The 17,724-nt window shown below is 71.8% G+C and carries 18 protein-coding genes and 1 pseudogene; 6 read left to right on the forward strand and 13 right to left on the reverse strand.

From position 1 onward, the window contains the following. The first annotated feature begins 73 nt into the window (after window positions 1–73). Window positions 74–823 carry an ANTAR domain-containing protein gene (locus tag AB0D27_RS02750; protein WP_362501259.1) on the forward strand — a complete coding sequence of 250 codons (750 nt, stop codon included), beginning with the start codon at window positions 74–76 and terminating at the stop codon, window positions 821–823. A 372-nt stretch (window positions 824–1,195) separates the two neighbouring features. On the opposite strand, the gene AB0D27_RS02755 is transcribed toward AB0D27_RS02750, so the two are convergent. The 9 genes and pseudogenes from AB0D27_RS02755 to AB0D27_RS02795 all read right to left on the reverse strand — a co-directional run bounded on the left by AB0D27_RS02755 (window position 1,196) and on the right by AB0D27_RS02795 (window position 9,100). Continuing rightward, a complete protein-coding gene (locus AB0D27_RS02755; protein WP_362501261.1) occupies window positions 1,196–1,870 on the reverse strand; it encodes a class F sortase in 675 nt (224 codons plus the stop codon). Between the two features lies 1 nt (window position 1,871). Next, the gene (locus tag AB0D27_RS02760) at window positions 1,872–2,450 is read right to left on the reverse strand and encodes a hypothetical protein (protein WP_362501263.1); all 579 of its coding nucleotides are present in this window, start codon (window positions 2,448–2,450) and stop codon (window positions 1,872–1,874) included. A 100-nt stretch (window positions 2,451–2,550) separates the two neighbouring features. Next, on the reverse strand, window positions 2,551–3,330 hold the full coding sequence (locus tag AB0D27_RS02765) for an HAD-IIA family hydrolase (protein WP_362501265.1): 780 nt from the start codon (window positions 3,328–3,330) through the stop codon (window positions 2,551–2,553). Between the two features lie 248 nt (window positions 3,331–3,578). After that, window positions 3,579–3,844 (reverse strand): annotated as a pseudogene (locus AB0D27_RS02770) (ATP-binding cassette domain-containing protein); the annotation flags it as partial. Continuing rightward, the gene (locus AB0D27_RS02775) at window positions 3,841–4,542 is read right to left on the reverse strand and encodes an HAD family hydrolase (RefSeq protein WP_362501267.1); all 702 of its coding nucleotides are present in this window, start codon (window positions 4,540–4,542) and stop codon (window positions 3,841–3,843) included. The gene AB0D27_RS02775 and the pseudogene AB0D27_RS02770, both read right to left, overlap by 4 nt. Continuing rightward, the gene (locus AB0D27_RS02780; RefSeq protein WP_362501269.1) at window positions 4,536–5,660 is read right to left on the reverse strand and encodes a TIGR03364 family FAD-dependent oxidoreductase; all 1,125 of its coding nucleotides are present in this window, start codon (window positions 5,658–5,660) and stop codon (window positions 4,536–4,538) included. Before AB0D27_RS02780 ends, AB0D27_RS02775 begins: the two co-directional genes overlap by 7 nt. Window positions 5,661–5,791: 131 nt before the next feature. Continuing rightward, entirely contained in the window at window positions 5,792–6,550 is a 759-nt protein-coding gene (locus AB0D27_RS02785; protein WP_362501271.1) for a GntR family transcriptional regulator, read from the reverse strand. A 204-nt stretch (window positions 6,551–6,754) separates the two neighbouring features. Continuing rightward, entirely contained in the window at window positions 6,755–7,609 is an 855-nt protein-coding gene (locus AB0D27_RS02790) for a hypothetical protein (RefSeq protein WP_362501273.1), read from the reverse strand. Between the two features lie 327 nt (window positions 7,610–7,936). Beyond that, window positions 7,937–9,100 (reverse strand): ROK family transcriptional regulator, encoded by a 1,164-nt coding sequence (locus tag AB0D27_RS02795; RefSeq protein WP_362501275.1) that lies wholly within the window; start codon window positions 9,098–9,100, stop codon window positions 7,937–7,939. A gap of 48 nt (window positions 9,101–9,148) precedes the next feature. On the opposite strand from AB0D27_RS02795, the gene AB0D27_RS02800 reads away from it, so the two are divergent. Beyond that, entirely contained in the window at window positions 9,149–10,234 is a 1,086-nt protein-coding gene (locus tag AB0D27_RS02800; RefSeq protein WP_362501277.1) for a Gfo/Idh/MocA family oxidoreductase, read from the forward strand. Further along, window positions 10,231–10,722 (forward strand): heme-degrading domain-containing protein, encoded by a 492-nt coding sequence (locus tag AB0D27_RS02805; RefSeq protein WP_362501279.1) that lies wholly within the window; start codon window positions 10,231–10,233, stop codon window positions 10,720–10,722. Before AB0D27_RS02800 ends, AB0D27_RS02805 begins: the two co-directional genes overlap by 4 nt. Before the next feature lie 271 nt (window positions 10,723–10,993). Here the strand turns inward: AB0D27_RS02805 and AB0D27_RS02810 are convergent, their stop codons facing one another. The 3 genes from AB0D27_RS02810 to AB0D27_RS02820 form a co-directional block, all read right to left on the reverse strand. Further along, window positions 10,994–11,851, reverse strand: coding sequence for a fumarylacetoacetate hydrolase family protein (locus tag AB0D27_RS02810; protein ID WP_362501281.1), 858 nt, complete (start codon window positions 11,849–11,851; stop codon window positions 10,994–10,996). A 306-nt stretch (window positions 11,852–12,157) separates the two neighbouring features. After that, window positions 12,158–12,298, reverse strand: a complete 141-nt coding sequence (locus AB0D27_RS02815) for a DUF6412 domain-containing protein (RefSeq protein WP_362501425.1) — start codon at window positions 12,296–12,298, stop codon at window positions 12,158–12,160. Then, a complete protein-coding gene (locus AB0D27_RS02820) occupies window positions 12,291–12,866 on the reverse strand; it encodes a helix-turn-helix domain-containing protein (RefSeq protein WP_362501283.1) in 576 nt (191 codons plus the stop codon). The genes AB0D27_RS02815 and AB0D27_RS02820 overlap by 8 nt, the downstream gene beginning before the upstream one ends. 114 nt (window positions 12,867–12,980) lie before the next feature. Here AB0D27_RS02820 and AB0D27_RS02825 point away from each other — a divergent pair, with 114 nt between their 5' ends. After that, window positions 12,981–14,381 carry an MFS transporter gene (locus tag AB0D27_RS02825; protein WP_362501285.1) on the forward strand — a complete coding sequence of 467 codons (1,401 nt, stop codon included), beginning with the start codon at window positions 12,981–12,983 and terminating at the stop codon, window positions 14,379–14,381. 190 nt (window positions 14,382–14,571) lie between these two features. Here the strand turns inward: AB0D27_RS02825 and AB0D27_RS02830 are convergent, their stop codons facing one another. Continuing rightward, window positions 14,572–15,345, reverse strand: a complete 774-nt coding sequence (locus AB0D27_RS02830; protein ID WP_362501287.1) for a class E sortase — start codon at window positions 15,343–15,345, stop codon at window positions 14,572–14,574. A 75-nt stretch (window positions 15,346–15,420) separates the two neighbouring features. Between AB0D27_RS02830 and AB0D27_RS02835 the strand changes: the two genes are divergently transcribed. Continuing rightward, on the forward strand, window positions 15,421–15,858 hold the full coding sequence (locus AB0D27_RS02835) for a DUF3592 domain-containing protein (protein ID WP_362501289.1): 438 nt from the start codon (window positions 15,421–15,423) through the stop codon (window positions 15,856–15,858). A 330-nt stretch (window positions 15,859–16,188) separates the two neighbouring features. Continuing rightward, complete coding sequence (locus AB0D27_RS02840) at window positions 16,189–17,664, forward strand: beta-1,6-galactanase (protein WP_362501291.1); 1,476 nt, start codon at window positions 16,189–16,191, stop codon at window positions 17,662–17,664. Window positions 17,665–17,724: the final 60 nt, after the last annotated feature.

The following is a 17,724-nucleotide window of genomic DNA, read 5'->3' on the forward strand; positions in this document are numbered from 1 at the left end:
CTGCCGCTTCGGGTAGACGCGGCTGAGCGAGGGAATCCGGGGGGACGGGGCCAACGGAATCGGGGTAGGGGACATGCAGCACGGCAGCCGGGAAGCGCTGCTGGCGTCGGCCCTGTTGGAGGCCGCGGACACGCTGTCCGACAGTTTCGACGCCGAGCGCTATCTGCAACGCGTGTCCGACCACTGCGTGGAGATCGTCGGCGCGCGGGCGGCCGGGATCATGCTGATCGACGGCGGGGAGGCGGTGTCTCTCGCGGCCAGCAGCCGGCAACAGGACGTCGCGCTCGACCTGTTGGCCGTCCAGCACCTCGGCGGTCCCTGCCTCGACAGTTACGGCACGGGACGGCCCGTACCGCCCGTCTCGATCGGGGCCGCCCATGCCGCGTCCCGCTGGCCGGACTTCACTCAGCGGGCGCTGCGCCACGACATCGCCGCGACCTTCGCGGTCCCGCTGCGCCGCCGCGAGAGCCTGCTCGGCGCGCTCAACGTCTTCGCGCCCGCCCTTCCCGACCACCACGCACCTCCCGAGGAGCACTGGAGCGTACGGCTCGCCCAGGTCCTCGCCGACGCGGCGGCCGTCGGCCTGCAAAACCATCGGCTGTACGCGCAGTACCGCGCCCTGACCGGGCAGTTGCAGGTGGCCCTGTCCAGCCGCGTCCGCATCGAGCAGGCGAAGGGCATGCTCGCGGAGCGCTGGGGCACGGGCGCCGACCGGGCGTTCAGGACGCTGCGTCAGCACGCGCGGCGGCACCGGCTGCCGCTGGAGGAGGTGGTGGCCGGGGTGATCGACGGCTCGGTGGACCCGTGCGGGCCGGGCGACTGACCACCTCGGCTCGCCTGAAAGCACGCCCCACCTGCGCGGATGACACAGGGCCACCAGGTGTCGACTTGGCGTCAAACAGCCTCTAGGCTCGAACGCTCATCCGTTCTAGAGTTGCCTCAAACGGCCCCAGCCCCCGGCCGGTTGTCCCCGCCCGCACACCCCGCGGACGGGCCCCAGACCTCCCGCGCCGGTCGCCGGGTTACTCCCGCAGCCCGTGCGCGCGCGGTCGAGGACCAGCCCGGTCGGCGGCCCTGGGGGGAGCGGGTCGTCGACCGGGCCAGGTCGGCTGCGCCTGCGGACAGCCGCACGGCTCACAGTCCGCTGCCCGTCGACCGGGCCGCTCGGCTGACGCCTGCGGACAGCCCGCGCGGCTCACAGTCCACTGCCCGTCAGATACGCGGACACGATCACGTTCGCCGTGTAGGTGCGGCTCGTCCGGTCGAAGGTGCCGCCGCAGGTGATGAGCCGCAGTTCGGCCCGCCCCGACTTCCGTACGCCATATGCCTGTTGGGGGTCGAAGTGGTCGCGGGAGAGCACCTGGACGTCGTCCACGGTGAACTCGGCGACCGTCCCGTCGTCGCGGATCACCCGGACGCTGTCGCCACGCCGCACCGCGCTGAGCTTGTAGAAGACCGCGGGCCGTGTCTCGGTGTCGACATGCCCCACGAACAGCGCGGTCCCGGCCGCACCCGGTTTCACCCCCGCCGCGTACCAGCCGACCACGCCCGGCTGGTCGAAGGGCGGCGGGTCGATCGCGCCCCGCCCGTCGAGGCCGCGGGCCACGACAGGTGCCTGCACCCGCATCGACGGGATGTCGATGCGCTGCGGCCGGGCGCTGCCGAGCGGTTTGAGCGCGGGCGGCAGCCGCACGTCCGGCGGCCGCCCCACGGCCGCGATGTCCCCGGTGGTCGGCGCCGATATCCCCTGCCGTACGTCCGTCACCTCACGGCCCCACAGCCACAGTCCGAGCAGCAGCACCGCCCAGGCGACCCCGGTCACCAGCCGCCCGGCACCGGAGGAACGCTCTTCGCGAGACGTGTCGCCCATGTCAGTCGCGGTGGTCGTGGCCCCGGCGCGCGCTGCGCACCGCCACGGCCGCCGCGGCGACGCTCGCGAGGACGAGACCGATCACCGCCTCCTTGGTGCCGGGACCGGTCGCCCGGGCTTCCACCGAGGCGACGTGCGCGGTGCCGCCGCCGCCCGCGTGCACGGGTGCGACGGGCGAGGCGTGCACGGGTGCGACCGGCGAGGCGTGCACGGAGGCACTCGGCGTGGCATTCGGCGTGCTCCCCTGCCGGGCCACCGTGAGCGTGCCCTTGACCTGGTCGCCGTGGCTGCCGCAGCTGATCTTGATGTCGTAGGTGCCGGCGGTGAGCGAGCTGAGCACGCGCGTCTCGCCGGTGAGCGCGCCGCCGCCCTCGCCGGTGAGCTGCGCGTCCGCGACGAAGGCGGCCGACGTCGCGGTGCCCGTCCGCTCCCCGCAGCCCGCCGCCCGCAGCTGGATGTCGCCGCCGGGGCCGGGGGACGCGGGCGTCACCAAGACACCCGCGCCGCCCGCGTCGGCCGCGTACGCGGTGGGAGTGAACCCGGCCGCGACCACCGCCCCGGCACAGAGAGTGAGTCGCATTGAGCGCATCGTGAACCTCCAGTTACCTGGAGACTCCCCCTGTCGGCCGCTCGGCGCATCCGCAGGCGCCCGCGACTGCTCCGTACGGGTGCCGAATGGTTTAGACGCGGTCGACCAAGTCCGCGATCGAGTCCACGATCTTCGACGGCCGGTAGGGGTACTGCTCGATCTCCGCGGGCGTGGTCAGTCCCGTGAGCACCAGGAACGTCTCCATCCCGGCCTCGAGGCCGGCCAGCACGTCCGTGTCCATGCGGTCGCCGATCATGGCGCTGGTCTCGGAGTGCGCCCCGATGGCGTTCAGGCCCGTGCGCATCATCAGCGGGTTCGGCTTGCCCGCGAAGTACGGCTGCTTGCCGGTCGCCTTGGTGATCAGCGCGGCGACCGCGCCGGTGGCGGGCAGCGGGCCCTCCGTGGACGGGCCGGTCTCGTCCGGGTTGGTGGCGATGAAACGGGCGCCGTCCTTGATCAGCCGGACGGCCTTGGTCATGGCCTCGAAGGAGTACGTACGGGTCTCGCCGAGGACCACGTAGTCCGGCTCGTGGTCGGTCAGGACGTACCCGATGTCGTGCAGCGAGGTGGTCAGGCCCGCCTCGCCGATGACGTACGCCGTGCCGCCCGGGCGCTGGTCGTCCAGGAACTTGGCGGTGGCCAGGGCCGAGGTCCAGATGTTCTCGACCGGCACGTCCAGGCCCATGCGCCGGAGCCTGGCGTGCAGGTCGCGGGCGGTGTAGATCGAGTTGTTGGTGAGCACCAGGAAGGGCTTTCCGGACTCCCGCAGCTTCTTGATGAAGGCGTCGGCGCCGGGGATCGGCACACCCTCGTGAATGAGCACACCGTCCATGTCGGTGAGCCACGATTCGATGGGCTTGCGCTCTGCCATGTGCCGGTCTCCTGACGTACGCGGTGCTGCGTGGCCCCAGCCTAGCGATCCCTCGCGATCAGCTGCCGGTCGCGTTTTCCCAGTCCTCGACGTAACTCTGCAGGTTCTTGTCGATCTCGGTCCAGTCCGGTTCGGAGATCTCCACGCCGTGCGAGGAGCGCTCCCCAGGGCGTGGCCAAGGTCGCCGAGGCGCCCCGCGCCGCACCCCCCGTATCGAGCTTCAGCTTCGCCCCGCCGAAGGCGACACGCGGGAAGAGCGCGTACTGCTGGACCACCATGCCGATCCCGCGCCGGTACGGCGGCAGACCGGTTACATCGCGGTCGCCGATGAACACCCGCCCGGAGGCGGGCCGCACGAATCCGGCGACGGCCCGCAGGGCGGTGGTCTTCCCGGATCCGGACGGCCCGAGCAGGGCCATCACCTCGCCGGGCCCGACGGTCAGCTCGAGGGATCGAGAACCGTGGTGCCGCCGTACGCGACGGACACCCGGTCGAAGCGGATACCGCCGTTCATGGCCCGACTCCCCTGAGCAGACGGGGCAGTTCGGCGACGGACGCGAGCACCCGTGTGGCTCCCGCCGCGCGCAGCGCCTCCTCCTCGTGCGCACCGGTGAGCACACCGGCCACCACGCCCGCGCCGGCGCGTACGCCGCTGAGCATGTCGTACGAGGTGTCGCCCACGACGGCGATCTGCTGGACGCCCTCCGCGACGCGCGTGCGCACGAACGCCTGCAGCACCATGTCGGGGTACGGCCGCCCGCGGCCCCCCGCGTCGGCAGGACACAGGGTGAGCGGCACCAACTCCCGCCAGTCCAGGGCGTCCAGGATGGCATCCTGGGTCACACGGGCGAACCCGGTGGTGAGCACGACCGTCCGCCCGTCCTGAGCCAGCTCCTCGATCGCCTCGCGCGCCCCGGCGACCGGGGCGATGAGCCCGCCGTCGACGAGCTCCACGTACGCCTTCTCGAAGGCGGAGTTGGCCCGCTGGGCGAGGGACTCCTCACCGAACAGATGGCGGAAGACCGAGATCTTGGACTCGCCCATGGTGGCCCGGACGTAGTCGAGCTTCTCCGCGTGGTCGGCGGACCCGGGCTCGACGCCCAGCTCGGCCGCGGCCGTGGCGAAGGCCCGCTCGACGAGCCCGCCGTCGGCGACGGTGGTCCCGGCCATGTCGAGCACCACAAGTCGTATGTCGTCCAACTCGGTCACCATCCCAGCTCGTCGGCGGTCGTCTCGGCAATCGCGGGTGAGCAGGTCATGCCGCGCCCGCCGGGCCCGGTGACCAGCCACACCCCGTCCCGCACCCGTTGCCGGTGCACGACCCGGCTCGGGTCCGTGCACTGCGCGTACACCCCGGCCCAGCGCCGCCTGATCCTCGGCAGCGACCGCCCGAGGAAGGACTCGACGACCTCGGTGAGGTGCTCGTAGGGGTCTTCGAGGGTGTCGAACGCGAAGGGGTGCTCGTACTCATGGGTGTCGCCGATGGTCAGTCCGCCGTCCGCGCGCTGCACCATGAGGAGCTGCATCCGGTGGTCTGCGGCGGTGGTGGACTGCGGCTCGTGCGCGTTGAGTTCGTCGAGGGCCGGGCCGCGGTACGCGGGGTAGTACCGGAAGCTGTCCGCGTCGGCGACGGACGTCGTGAGCGGCTCGCCCAGCGGGTCGGTCTGCATCATCTGCAGCCGTACGCGCCGCACGGGCAGACCGGGACCCGCCAGTTCCCGTACGAGACCGCCCAGCCAGGCCCCCGTGCACAGTACGACGACGTCCCCGTCGTGCACGTCCCCGTGATCGTCGCGGACGGCGTGCTCCCCGACGACGTCACGGACTTCGCGACCCGGCAGGAAGGTGTAGCGCGGCGACTTCAACAGCTCGGAACGAAGGGCGAGTTGAGCGGTGCGGGGTTCGACGGCGGCGTCGCGTTCGCAGTACAGGGCGGCGTCGAACGCGCCCCGCAGCGCCGGGTTCACCGCGCGGGCCTCGTCCGCCGTGAGCAGCTTGTAGCCGCGGGCGGCGGCGTCCGGGCGGGCCAGGGCGGCCTCGGCGACGGCGCGTTCCAGGTCGCCGCGTACGGGGGTCAGTGACCCGTTGGCCCGAAACCCGAGCCCGGGCACGCGCACCCCGATCTCCTCCCACAACTCCCGTGCCCGCAGGGCGGTTTCCAGCTCCTCTCCTCCGGCGCGACCACTCACCCAGATCTGCCCGAAGTTGCGCAGCGAGGCCCCGCGGGCCTCCGCCTCACGCTCGATCTGTACGACCTCGTGGCCGCGCTCCACTGCCTGCCAGGCATGCAGGGTGCCCACCACACCGGCGCCGACGACTATGACTCTCACGGTGGCAACGCTCCTGGGGACGGGGGAACCGGACGGGTCCGACCGGCAACCAGATGGTGAACTGCCCATCACGTTTGGGCTAGACCCGTTATCTCTTCGTTATCGACAGGAGTGTCCGAGCCCTCCCGGTCTCAGCCTCGAAGGTGGGTGGTGAAGGAGAAGCGGTCCCCCCGGTAAAGGGTCCGCACCCGTTCCAGCGGCCGTCCCTCGGTGTCCCGCGAGATCCGGTGGATCAGCAGCATCGGCAACGCGGGCGGCGTACCGATGAGCAACGCCTCGCGCGGAGTGGCCAGCACGGTCTCGATCCGCTCGTCCGCGTCACCGAAGGCGATGCCGAGCCGGTCGTGGAGGTAGGCGTAGAAGGAGGAGTCGGGGTCGAAGTCGCGGTCGAGGTCCGGCACGCGGGCCACGGCGACGTACGTGCTCTCGAGCCCGACCCGCTCGTCGTCCGCGAGCAGCACGCGTTCCATGTGCCAGACGGGTTCGCCGCGCTCGAGCCCGGCCTCGGCGGCGAGAGCCTCGGGGCAGGGGAAGCGGTCGAGCGAGATGAGCGTACGGCCGGGGGTGCGCCCCTGCCGTCGTACGCCCTCGGTGTAACTGGCCAGCGAGAGCGGCTGTGCCAGCTTGGGCCCGGCGACGACTGTCCCGCGCCCCTGCCGCCGCAGCTTCCCCTCCAGCAACAGCTCACGCAGCGCCTGCCGCACGGTCTCCCGGGCGACCTCGTACCTCTCGGCGAGATCCCGCTCGGTGGGGAGCGGGCCCCCCTCGCCCAACTCCTCGATCAGCAGGGCGATATGCGCCTTCACCGCGTAGTACTTCGGGATACGGCCGTGCTCCGGGATGCCGGACCGGACGGGGGCGCCGGGGGCCTGGTCGTTCGGGTAGTCCACGGGGTGATCGTCGCAGACGGGATTCTCGTACGCGTTCCAGGTGTCAGGGGCGACGCGGACGGGAGCGCCCGAGCGAGGGGCGCCTCTCGCGGCGACGCGGACGGCCGTGCCCCGCGCATCCCGCGGCGGCGCGGAGCGGCGACCTCCCGACGACGCCCCCATCCCGCGACAGCACCGACAGGCGCCGCCCGCGAAGTCCGCGTCTCAGGGGCGGCGCGGGCGCGACCGGCGGGAGGCGGCGAGCAGGGCGGCGCCGACGGCGAGCAGTGCCAGGCCCGCTGTCAGGCCGAGCCAGTGGGGCGCGCCATGCCCCGTCCGGGCCAGCTCGTCCGGGGACGGCGTCGCTCTCTCCCCTGCGGTGTCACCGCTCCCGCTACGGCTGCCGTCACCGCTACCGGTACTGGTACTGGTGCTGCTGCCGGTGCTGGCGCTGGCGCTGGCGCCACCGTCGATGCCCGTGCGTCCGGCCTGGTCCTCGGCCTCGGCCTCGACCGGGTCCTCGCCCCCGTCCCCGACGCGGAACCGGTAGTCGTTCGACTGCCCTACCCAGTCGCCGTCGTCGTTGTGGCGCTGGACGACGGCCGCGTTCGCGACGATGTCGTTCGGCGCGGTCGCGTCGGAGGTCAGCGAGAGGCGCACTTTCACGGTGAGCGTCCGCCCGGGTCCCACGGTGAACCCCGGGAACCCGTCGTCGAACGCGCCCACGTTCTCGTCCCGGTCGCTCTTCTGGAACGTCACCGCATGGGTCCGCTCACCCTCATAGAACTCCAGCCGCGCCTGCCCCGGCCGCAACGCCCGCTTCTGGTCCACGAGGACGACGACCGGGTGAATGCCGCCGCAGGTGTGCGCGGTGGTGTTGGTGAGATCGATGTACCAGGTCTCGAAGTCACCGCCGGCTTCGTAGGCGGTGGGGCCGCCGTGGATCCGGGTCTTGAGAGGGAAGTCCCCGGTCTGGGGCGTGGCGCAGCTGGGGCGGGGGGCGGCGGAAGCCGGGGCGGTCAGGCCCAGGGCGAGGGCGGCGGCGGTCAGGATGGGCGGGAGAGACGTGCGCAGTCGCATGAGGGGCCTTTGCCGATCGAGGACGGCGGGGGTCGGTCGGTGTCGAAACGTCGGCGGTAACGGGCAATGGCCCCGTGACCGTGCCACGCCCTCGCCGCCGACAGCGGCCCGCCACGCCTTACGCGCCCGGTCCGGCCGCGAATTCCCCCCGCACGGCGGACGACCACGGGCCCGCCGTGGTGGGCGTGGAGGTTTCGCCCCCGCCGCCCCTACCCCCCTTCCCCACTCTCGGCTTCGCTCGAGTCGGGGGACCTCGATCGTCCCTGGGGGCTCCGCCCCCAGACCCTCCCTTTCGCGCTCCGCGCTCGTGCTCAAACGCCGGACGGGCTAAAGCCCGAACAACGGCGCCAGCATCAACTGCGCCGCCCCCTCCGCGACCCCGCGCGCCCCACCGGGAGCAACCCGCACCGGCACCGCCGAGTCCGCCCCCTCCCTCCGGGCCCGCCCGGCCAACACCGCACCGACCCCTCGTACGAACGTCTCCTCGTGGGCGGCGACGGTACGCCCACCCAGCAGCACGAGATCGATGTCCAGCAGCCCCACCAGATTCCCCGCGCCCACCCCCAGCACCCGCGCCGCCTCCCCCACGTCCCCCCGCCGCACCGCCTCCAGACACAGCACCTCAACGCACCCCCGGTTACCGCACCCGCACACCGGCCCGTCCAGCTGGATCACCTGATGCCCGAACTCCCCCGCCCCGGTGCGAGCCCCCCGATGCACGGTCCCACCGATCACCAGCCCGGCCCCCAGCCCCGTACCGAGATGCAGATAGGCGAAGGACCCGCCGACGCTCCGGGCGGACGACGCACCGCCCACCGCGACTCCCAGCGCGGCCGCGTTCGTGTCCTTGTCCACGACCACCGGCACCCCCAACCGCTGCGCCAGCGCGTCGCGCAGCGGAAACCCGTCCCACTCCGGAAACCCGGTGACCCGGTGCAGGACCCCCCGGGCGTGATCGAGAGGCCCGGGCAGCGCGACCCCCACGCCCAGCACGGACACCCGCTCCACGAGAGCCGACACCTCCCCGGCCGCCGCCTCGACGACCGCGTCGGCCCCGGCCCCCAGATCCAGCGGCGCCCGCCGCTGCGCGACCACGGCCCCGGTGAGATCGCAGAGGACGGCCGTCAGCTCGTCCCGGTCGAGGTGGAGCCCGACCGCGTGGCCGGCCTCGGGGACGAGGCGCAGCACCGTACGAGGCTTGCCTCCCGTGGAGGCGCGGCGACCCGCCTCCGCCGCGAGGCCGTCCGTCCGCAGCCGGGCCGTGATCTTGCTGACGGCCTGCGGGGTCAGCCCGGTCCGCTCGGCGAGTTCGAGCCGGCTGATGCCCTCCGCGCCCGCCGTACGCAGCAGATCGAGCACCAGCGCGGCATTGTGACTGCGCAGGGTGAGGAGGTTCACCCCGGCCGGCCCGGCATTTCCGGCGGCTCCCGAGCTCTCGGCGCTCCCCGGCCCTCCGGCCCCGCCCACATTGGTCCTGTTCACGCCACCCATTGTCTCCCGCGCTTGCACTTTGGCAACAGCGTTGCGAAAGTGGGACCCATGACAGGCATGACTGGTACCCCCCTCCGCGTGGGCCTCGTCGGCTACGGCCTCGCGGGCTCCGTCTTTCACGCCCCGCTGATCGCCGCGACCGACGGACTGACCCTCGACACGGTCGTCACGTCCAGCCCGGAGCGGCAGGAGCAGGCCCGCGCCGAGTTCGGCGACGCCCTCCGGTTCGCCGCCACGCCCGACGAACTGTGGGCGCGCGCCGACGAACTGGACCTGATCGTCATCGCGTCCCCGAACAAGACCCATGTCCCGCTCGCGACGGCCGCCCTGAAGGCCGGCCTGCCCGTGGTCGTGGACAAGCCCCTCGCCGGTACGGCGGCCGAGGCCCGCGAGCTGGCGGCGCTGGCCGACGAACGCGGACTTCTCCTCTCCGTCTTCCAGAACCGCCGCTGGGACAACGACTTCCTGACCCTGCGCAAGCTCTGCGGCGAGGGCGAGTTGGGCGACGTATGGCGCTTCGAGTCCCGTTTCGAGCGCTGGCGCCCGCAGCCCAAGGGAGGCTGGCGTGAGTCCGGCGACCCGGCAGAGATCGGAGGTCTCCTCTACGACCTCGGCAGCCATGTCGTCGACCAGGCGCTGGTCCTGTTCGGCCCGGCCGCGTCCGTGTACGCGGAGGCGGACATCCGCCGCCCGGGCGCCCGGACCGACGACGACACCTTCATCGCGATCACGCACACGAATGGGGTGCGCTCCCACCTCTACGTCTCCGCGACCACGGCCCAACTCGGCCCCCGCTTCCGGGTGCTGGGCTCGGCGGCCGGCTACGTGAAGTACGGTCTCGACCCGCAGGAGGCCGCCCTGCGCGAGGGCAAGCGGCCCGGCGACGGAACGGACTGGGGCCTGGAACCCGAGTCGCTGTGGGGCCGCATCGGCTCCGGCGAGTCCCCGCTGACCGGCGGTGGCCGCCCCGTACCGACGCTGCCGGGCGCGTATCCGGCGTACTACGCGGCCGTGGCGGACGCGCTCCGGGGCACCGGCGAGAACCCGGTCACCGCGCTCGAGGCGGCTGCCGCCCTCGACGTCCTGGAAGCGGCCCGGCGTTCGGCCCGCGACGGTGTGGCGGTGGCGCTGTGAGCATCCCGAAGATCACCCCGGAGATCACCCCGTCGGTCGAGGAACTCGAAGCCCAGGAACGCCGTCTGGTACTGCGTCAGTTCACCTTCGACGACGCGTGGGCCCTGGGCACGCTGCTGGTGGAGCTGGCCCGGGAGCGGCAGGCCCCCGTCGCGATCGACATCCGCCGCGCCGGCCAGCAGCTCTTCCACGCGGCGCTGCCCGGTTCGACCCCGGACAACGACGCGTGGATCGACCGCAAGCGCCGGGTGGTGGAGCGCTACGGCAGCTCGTCCTACCTGGTGGGCACCCGCTTCCGCGCCAAGGGCACGACGTTCGAGGAGTCCTCCCGCCTCGACCCCGACACCTACGCGGCCCACGGCGGCTCGTTCCCGATCACCGTCGAGGGCGCGGGGGTCATCGGCGCAGTGACGGTATCGGGCCTGCCCCAGCTCCAGGACCACCGCCTGGTGGTGGAGGCGCTGGAACAATTCATGGCGGCCTCGTAGGGGCGCTGGGCCTCGGGCGCCGCAGGGCGGTAAGGGGCGCGGGGCCGCGGGCGCGCAGGCCCGCAAGGTGCGCAGGCGCGCAGGGCCACGGGCGCAGAGGGCCGCAAGGCGCCCAGGGCCACGGGCGCAGAGGGCCGCAAGGGGCGCAGGGCCGTGACATCACGCGGCTCCGCCGCGCGGGCGCGACCAGCCGCGCGGGCGTAATCAGCCACACCGAACCCGCAGCTCACGCACAAACAACGGGCAGTTCCCGGCGCCCCCGGCGGAGCGCCTACGCGTCCTTGAGTTCCTGCCGCTGCCGCCCCAGCCCCTCGACCTCCAGCTCCACGACATCCCCGGCCCGCAGGAACGGCTTCGGCTCGGGCTGGCCCAGCGCCACCCCGGCCGGCGTACCGGTGTTGATGACGTCGCCCGGGTACAGGGTCATGAACTGGCTTACGTAGCGGACCACTTCGGCGACCGAGAAGATCTGCTCGGCCGTCGTGCCGTCCTGCTTGAGCTCGCCGTTGACCCAGAGCCTCAGCGCCAGGTTCTGCGGGTCCGGGACCTCGTCCGCGGTCACCAGCCAGGGACCCAGGGGGTTGAAGGTCTCGCAGTTCTTGCCCTTGTCCCAGGTGCCGCCGCGCTCGATCTGGAACTCGCGCTCGGAGACGTCGTGCGCCACCGCGTACCCGGCGACATGTGCGAGCGCCTCCTCGTGCGAGGACAGGTAGCGGGCGGTACGTCCGATGACGACCGCCAGCTCGACCTCCCAGTCGGTCTTCACCGAACCGCGCGGCACGAGCACCGTGTCGTTCGGGCCGATCACCGTGTCCGCCGCCTTGAAGAAGATCACCGGCTCGGCGGGCGGCTCGGCGCCGGTCTCGCGGGCGTGGTCGTGGTAGTTCAGCCCGATGCACACGACCTTGCCGATGCGGGCCAGCGGCGGCCCGACGCGCAGCCCGGTCGCGTCCAGCGCCGGCAGCTCCCCGGCCTCGGCGGCGGAACGGATCCGGCCGAGCGCCACGTCGTCGGCGAGCAGCGCCCCGTCGATGTCCGGGACGATGCCCGACAGATCCCGGAGCGTCCCCTCGGCATCGAGCAGCGCGGGCCGCTCCGAACCTGCCGTACCGACTCGCAGAAGCTTCATGATCACAATCTCCTTCGATCGCGGACCGTCGACCGATGGGTGCAGCCATCGGAGGACTGGTCGATCCTCCAAGCTGAGCGTCCAGTCCGCAACACCCGTTCACGGACTGGACTGGACTGCGGCCGCCGGGCCCCTCAGCGATACAGCACCGCATTCCGCAAGGCCTCGGGAGCCGGCCGACCAGGCTCGCGAAAACGGACGTGAACGTGGACATGGGTGAGCCCTCCCGCGCCTCTCGTCGTGCCGGGATGGTGAGTGCCGGCGCGACGACCCGCGTGGGTCTCTACAGACAGAAGGAGATGTGCCCTACGCGGCCGTCGGGAGGGCACGCCCCGGCGCTCGGGGACGCCTGCGCCCCGCCGCGTCGGGAACACATGCTCGTCGACGCCTCGCGCGTACAAGTCCTGCTTTTATGCAGGCTCCGTCTCGACCGCCCCGGCTATACAGGCTCCGTTTCGACCGGCTTCACGGAATCCGTCTCAGTCGGCTTTCCGGAGTCCGTCTCGATCGGCTCGAGCAGCCGCTTCGGCTTGAGCAGGGCGCGGCTGACTGGATTCGTCGGGGCCGGGTCGAGTCCGGGTCCCGGCATCATTTCGACGTCCGTGACGGGTACGACGGTTCCGCAGGCGGCGCATTCGCCGTACGGGCCGACTTCCGTGCCGCAGACCGCGTGGCGGAAGTAGCGCAGCTGCGTCTCCGAGAAGTGCTCGCGGCCCCACAGTCCGAGCGAGCGCAGCGTCGGCCACAGCGCGATGCCGCGGTCGGTGAGGACGTACTCGTCGCGCGGCGGTGAGTCCTGGTAACGGCGCTTTTCGAGGATGCCCTCGGCGGTGAGCGTCTGGAGGCGGGCCGCGAGGACGGCGCGCGGGATACCGAGGTGCACAAGGAAGTCGTTGTAGCGCCGTACGCCGTAGAGCGCGTCGCGGACGACCAGGAGCGTCCAGCGCTCACCGACCACCTCGAGCGCGCGGGCGATCGAGCACTCCTGCGTCGCATAGTCCTTGCCCAGTGCCATACCCCCACTGTAGCCACTTTCCGACGACTTGGTTCAGTGAACGAACCCATGGTGTTACGGTAGGAGCAACAGCAGGTTCAATGAACGAACCGACGGATCTCGAAGGGGCGCGCCATGAACCGGCTCGACCGCACCACCGTGACGACCTCCGCGGCGCCTCCGGTGCCCGAAACCGCGCACGCCGCCCCGACCCGCACTCTCGCCCTCACCAGCGCCGCCACCGCCGTGGCCCTGATGACGTACACGGCGCCGATGGTCACGCTCCCCGACACGGCCGCCGCGCTGCACACCTCGGTCTCCGCCCAGGCATGGCTCCTCAACGGCACCCCGCTGGGCCTGGCCGCGCTGCTCCTGGTCGCGGGCAGCCTCGCGGACGACTACGGCCGCCGTCGGATCTTCCTGTCCGGCACGGTCGCGCTCGGCATCACGACGGCCCTGGGCGCGCTCGCGAACTCGACCTGGCTGTTCACGCTGACCCGTATCGCTCAGGGCGCGGCGAGCGCGGCGATCCTCGCCAGCGGCCTGGGGCTGATCGTGCACGCCTTCCCCAGCCCGCGCGGACGGCTGCACGCGACCGGCGTGTGGGGCGCCTTCGTCAGCGGCGGCATCGCGGCGGGCCCGCTGCTCGCGGGCGGCATCGCCTCGACACTGGACTGGCGGGTGGCGTACGCCGTCCTGGGCGCCGCCGCGCTGGTCGTGGCGCTGCTGGGGACCCGCGCCCTCACGGAGTCCCGCGCGCCCCGGGGCGGCCGACCCGACCTGGCGGGCGCGCTGACGTTCGGGCTCGCGCTGGTGGCCCTGGTGGCCGCGCTGACCCTGGGCCGCGACGGCTGGCTGCGCGCACCGGTGGGCCTCCTGCTGGCCGCGTTCCTCGTCCTGACGGCCGTGTTCGTCGTCGTCGAGCGCCGCAGCCGTACGCCCATGATCGACCTCGGGCTGCTCCGCCACCGCCGCTTCCTCGCCTCCTCCGCCGGCGGACTGTTCACGGGCCTCGCGGTGATCGGCCTGTTCAGCTTCCTGCCGGCGCTGCTCCAGCGGACGCTCGGGCTGTCCGCGATGGACACCGCGTGGCTGCTCCTGCTCTGGTCCGGCCTCTCCTTCGCGGTCGCGCTGCAGGCCCGGCGCCTCGCGGGCCGGGTCTCACCGCGCCACCAGCTCGCGCTCGGCTTCGCGCTGCACGCGGCCGGCGTCCTGACGATGCTCGGCGCACTCGACGCCGGTTCCTGGACGCGTCTGCTCCCCGGCTTCGTGGTCTCCGGGGTGGGCAGCGGCCTCCTCAACGCCGCGCTGCCGCTGCTCGCGGTGGAGTCGGTACCCACGGCACGCGCCGCGATGGGCTCGGGGGCACAGCAGACGTTCCGCTACATCGGTTCCTGCGCGGGGGTCGCCCTGACGATCGCCCTGGTGACCTCCACGGGTGGGCTCGCGCACGGCGCGGACATCGCGATCGGGGTCTCGGCGGGGCTGGCGGGGTTGGCGGCGGTGAGTGTGCTGGCGCTTCGAGAGCGGGGCTGACCACCTCGCCGGCCAGGGGCAACCTTTCAACTCCTCTACCTCGCCGAAACCGAAACCGAAACCGGGGAAAACCTTCAGCCCGTCTACTTCGCCGACCGTTCCGTGGCTGCCACACCATCGTCACGAGGCTGTTCATGGCGCGAGTCCCTGCCGCGAGACCTGCTGCGGCAGATCGCTCCAAAAAGACGGCCTAGCGAGGCCGCATGGACCGCAGCTTGCCCCACACCGCCATCCGGTACTTGGACGTGTACTCGGGGGTGCAGGTGGTGAGGGTGATGTAGTACCCGGGCTCGCTGTACCCGTACGAGGAATGGACGGTGCTGCGCGGCACGCCGCGGATGACTCCGCTGTCCCGAGCCGAGGTCTGCGGAAGACTCTTGTCGACGACGTACGTGTAGAGCGCGGTCTTGGTCTCCACGGTGATCGTGTCGCCGCGCTGGAGCCTGGGGAGGTAGCGGAACGGTTCACCGTGGGTGTTCCGATGCCCGGCGAGCGCGAAGTTCCCTGCCTGGCCCGGCTGTTGGGTGCCCTTGTAGTGGCCGACGTACCCCTTGTTGAGGACGTCCTGCTTGCTGACGCCTTCGGCGACGGGGACGCGGAGGGAGAGCCGGGGTATGGCGAGGATGGCGTAGGCCTGGGACCAACGGGGCCGCGGGCTGTTGACGGTTGCCCGACTTGACCGCCGCCGCGAGGAGTGTTTCCGCACGGCACCGGTGCTGTCACCCTCTTTGGTGCCCGCGGCTGCAGGATCCGCGGTTTTACTCGTCCCCCACTCCCTTTCCAGAGCCCGCACCTTGCGCTCGGCGCTGTGCTGGGCCTGCCGGTTGGTCCACCACAGCTGATCGACGACGAGCAGCAGGAGCACCACCCCGACGGTCACGAGGAGTTCGCCGCCGGTCCACAGGGTGCGCCGGCGCAGAGCGTGTCGCCGCCGAGTGCTGTGCTGCACCACGCGAACTCGCATGCGTAAGCCTCCTTGGCCGGGGCCGCACGATAAGGGCTGTCTCCTCAACTCACCAGCCCCATATGCTCCCCGATCATGAGCGCGTACTGGTTCCTCGCCCTGATCCCCTTCCTCGGTGGCCTCGCCGTCACCGGCCATCAGGCCAGGACGGCGATCACCGAACATCTCCTGCGCCGCATGGCCCGCCGCGTCGACGGGATCGTGACGGGTCACATCGCGTCCAGGGAGGGGACCTACGCGGCACTGCACCCGGTGGTCCGCTGGACCGACGAGGACGGCGGCGAGTACGAACGCGCCGTGCCCGACGCGGTGGGCGCCCACGCCCTTCCGGAAGGCAGTCGCGTCCACCTCCTGTGCACGCCCGGCGCCCCCGACACGGTGGCCCTGGACTCGCCGGAGCGCTACCGGACGGCGGTGTTCGGCGTGTGGCTGGGAGTGCTGCTGTGGGCCGGGGCGCTGACGGCGGTGCTGATCCGGATAGCGACGCTCCTGCCGCCGCGATACCGCTACTAGATGGCGGCCGTACCAGGGCGGTGACTGCGCCGCCCGGCCCGGCCGCCCGCCGGTTGTGGCCGGCCGACGGCACGGCGTACGGATGTCCGGCCGAGCGGCCATCCGCGCGAGTGACCGGGCGCCCGTGCGCGCCCCCTTACTCTCCCCCTTCTCATAACCATTGGAAGAATTAGCGGAAAGCGCTGTCACACCCCTCGACAACCCCACCTGCCACACCCGATGCTTCCTGATGGCATCAGCGGGACAGGTCAACGCCCGGAGGACGACCGGTCGTTGAGTGGACGCGCGGCGACGGTTGGACGACCGGCGGCCGGGCGGGACGGAGAAGCCATGATCCGACGCAGAACACTGCTGGCCGCCGCGGGCGGTACGGTCCTGGGCAGCGCCCTGGCGACGGGCACCGCACGCGCGGACGCGACGATCGCCGTCAACCCCGCGACGACGTACGGGAAATGGGAGGGCTGGGGCACATCGCTGGCGTGGTGGGCCAACGTCTTCGGCGCCCGGGACGACTTCGCCGACCTCTTCTTCACCACCAAGTCAACGACGTACAACGGCACTTCGCTCCCAGGCCTCGGCCTGAACATCGCCCGCTACAACCTGGGCGCGTGCAGCTGGAACACCGTGAGCGGCGCGTCGATGGTCGCCTCCGCCAACATCCCCTCCTTCAAGCAGATCGAGGGCTACTGGCAGGACTGGAACAACGAGGACCCGACGTCCTCCGCGTGGAAGTGGACGGCGGACGCCACCCAGCGCGCCGCGCTCGTCAAAGCCACCGCGCGGGGCGCGACGAGCGAGCTGTTCGCCAACTCCCCGATGTGGTGGATGTGCCTGAACCACAACCCGTCAGGAGCCTCCGGCGGCGGCAACAACCTCCAGTCCTGGAACTACCGCCAGCACGCCTCGCACCTGGCGGCGGTGGCGCTGTACGCGAAGAACAACTGGGGCGTGAACTTCGCGACGGTGGAGGCCTTCAACGAGCCCTCCTCCAGCTGGTGGACGTCCACCGGCACCCAGGAGGGCTGCCACATGGACTCTTCGGTCCAGTCGGCCGTACTCCCGTACCTGCGCAGCGAGTTGGACAAGCGCGGCTTGACGAGTACGAAGATCTCGGCCTCGGACGAGACGAGCTACGACCTCGCCCGTACGACCTGGAACTCGTTCAGCTCGACGACGAAGTCCCTGGTCAACCGCGTCAACGTACACGGCTACCAGGGTTCGGGCGGGCGCCGCGACCTCCTCTACACCGACACCGTCACCACCGCCGGCAAGGGCCTGTGGAACTCCGAGTACGGCGACAGCGACGGCACGGGCCTCACCCTGGCGAGCAACCTGTGCCTGGACTTCCGTTGGCTGCACCCGACCGCCTGGGTCTACTGGCAGGTCATGGACCCGTCATCGGGCTGGGCGACGATCGCGTACGACGCGAGCACGCTGACGCCCGGGGCAGTCCAGACGAAGTATTACGTAATGGCCCAATTCACCCGGCACATCCGCCCCGGCATGACGATCGTCGACACGGGCGTGGACTACGCGGCGGCGGCATACGACTCGACGGCGAAACGCCTGGTGATCGCGGCGGTCAACAAGTCCACCTCCGCCCAGACCCTCACCTTCGACCTCTCCCGCTTCACCTCCGTGTCCGGTGGCACGAGCGGCCTGGTCCCCCGCTGGAACACGCTCACCTCGGGCGGCGGCGATCTGTACGCGGCCCACTCGGACACGTATCTGAGCGGCAAGTCGATCGCCGTGCCGTTCGCGGCGGGGGCGGTGCAGACCTTGCAGGTGGACGGGGTCGTGGTGTGAGGCTCCCCCCTCTGGCCTGCACCTCCCTCTTATTTGTCGTTCGGCGGCAGTACGGTGTCC

The sequence above is a fragment of the Streptomyces sp. NPDC048415 genome (assembly GCF_040651675.1).
Lineage (GTDB): Bacteria > Actinomycetota > Actinomycetes > Streptomycetales > Streptomycetaceae > Streptomyces.

Coding starts and splice junctions, on each gene's coding strand:
- AB0D27_RS02775 (WP_362501267.1), bottom strand. CDS start 4,542: ATGGTGACCGAGTTGGACGACATACGACTTGTGGTGCTCGACATGGCC.
- AB0D27_RS02765 (WP_362501265.1), bottom strand. CDS start 3,330: ATGGCAGAGCGCAAGCCCATCGAATCGTGGCTCACCGACATGGACGGT.
- AB0D27_RS02760 (WP_362501263.1), bottom strand. CDS start 2,450: ATGCGACTCACTCTCTGTGCCGGGGCGGTGGTCGCGGCCGGGTTCACT.
- AB0D27_RS02840 (WP_362501291.1), top strand. CDS start 16,189: ATGATCCGACGCAGAACACTGCTGGCCGCCGCGGGCGGTACGGTCCTG.
- AB0D27_RS02750 (WP_362501259.1), top strand. CDS start 74: ATGCAGCACGGCAGCCGGGAAGCGCTGCTGGCGTCGGCCCTGTTGGAG.
- AB0D27_RS02790 (WP_362501273.1), bottom strand. CDS start 7,609: ATGCGACTGCGCACGTCTCTCCCGCCCATCCTGACCGCCGCCGCCCTC.
- AB0D27_RS02800 (WP_362501277.1), top strand. CDS start 9,149: ATGACAGGCATGACTGGTACCCCCCTCCGCGTGGGCCTCGTCGGCTAC.
- AB0D27_RS02825 (WP_362501285.1), top strand. CDS start 12,981: ATGAACCGGCTCGACCGCACCACCGTGACGACCTCCGCGGCGCCTCCG.
- AB0D27_RS02820 (WP_362501283.1), bottom strand. CDS start 12,866: ATGGCACTGGGCAAGGACTATGCGACGCAGGAGTGCTCGATCGCCCGC.
- AB0D27_RS02810 (WP_362501281.1), bottom strand. CDS start 11,851: ATGAAGCTTCTGCGAGTCGGTACGGCAGGTTCGGAGCGGCCCGCGCTG.
- AB0D27_RS02830 (WP_362501287.1), bottom strand. CDS start 15,345: ATGCGAGTTCGCGTGGTGCAGCACAGCACTCGGCGGCGACACGCTCTG.
- AB0D27_RS02795 (WP_362501275.1), bottom strand. CDS start 9,100: ATGGGTGGCGTGAACAGGACCAATGTGGGCGGGGCCGGAGGGCCGGGG.
- AB0D27_RS02755 (WP_362501261.1), bottom strand. CDS start 1,870: ATGGGCGACACGTCTCGCGAAGAGCGTTCCTCCGGTGCCGGGCGGCTG.
- AB0D27_RS02835 (WP_362501289.1), top strand. CDS start 15,421: ATGAGCGCGTACTGGTTCCTCGCCCTGATCCCCTTCCTCGGTGGCCTC.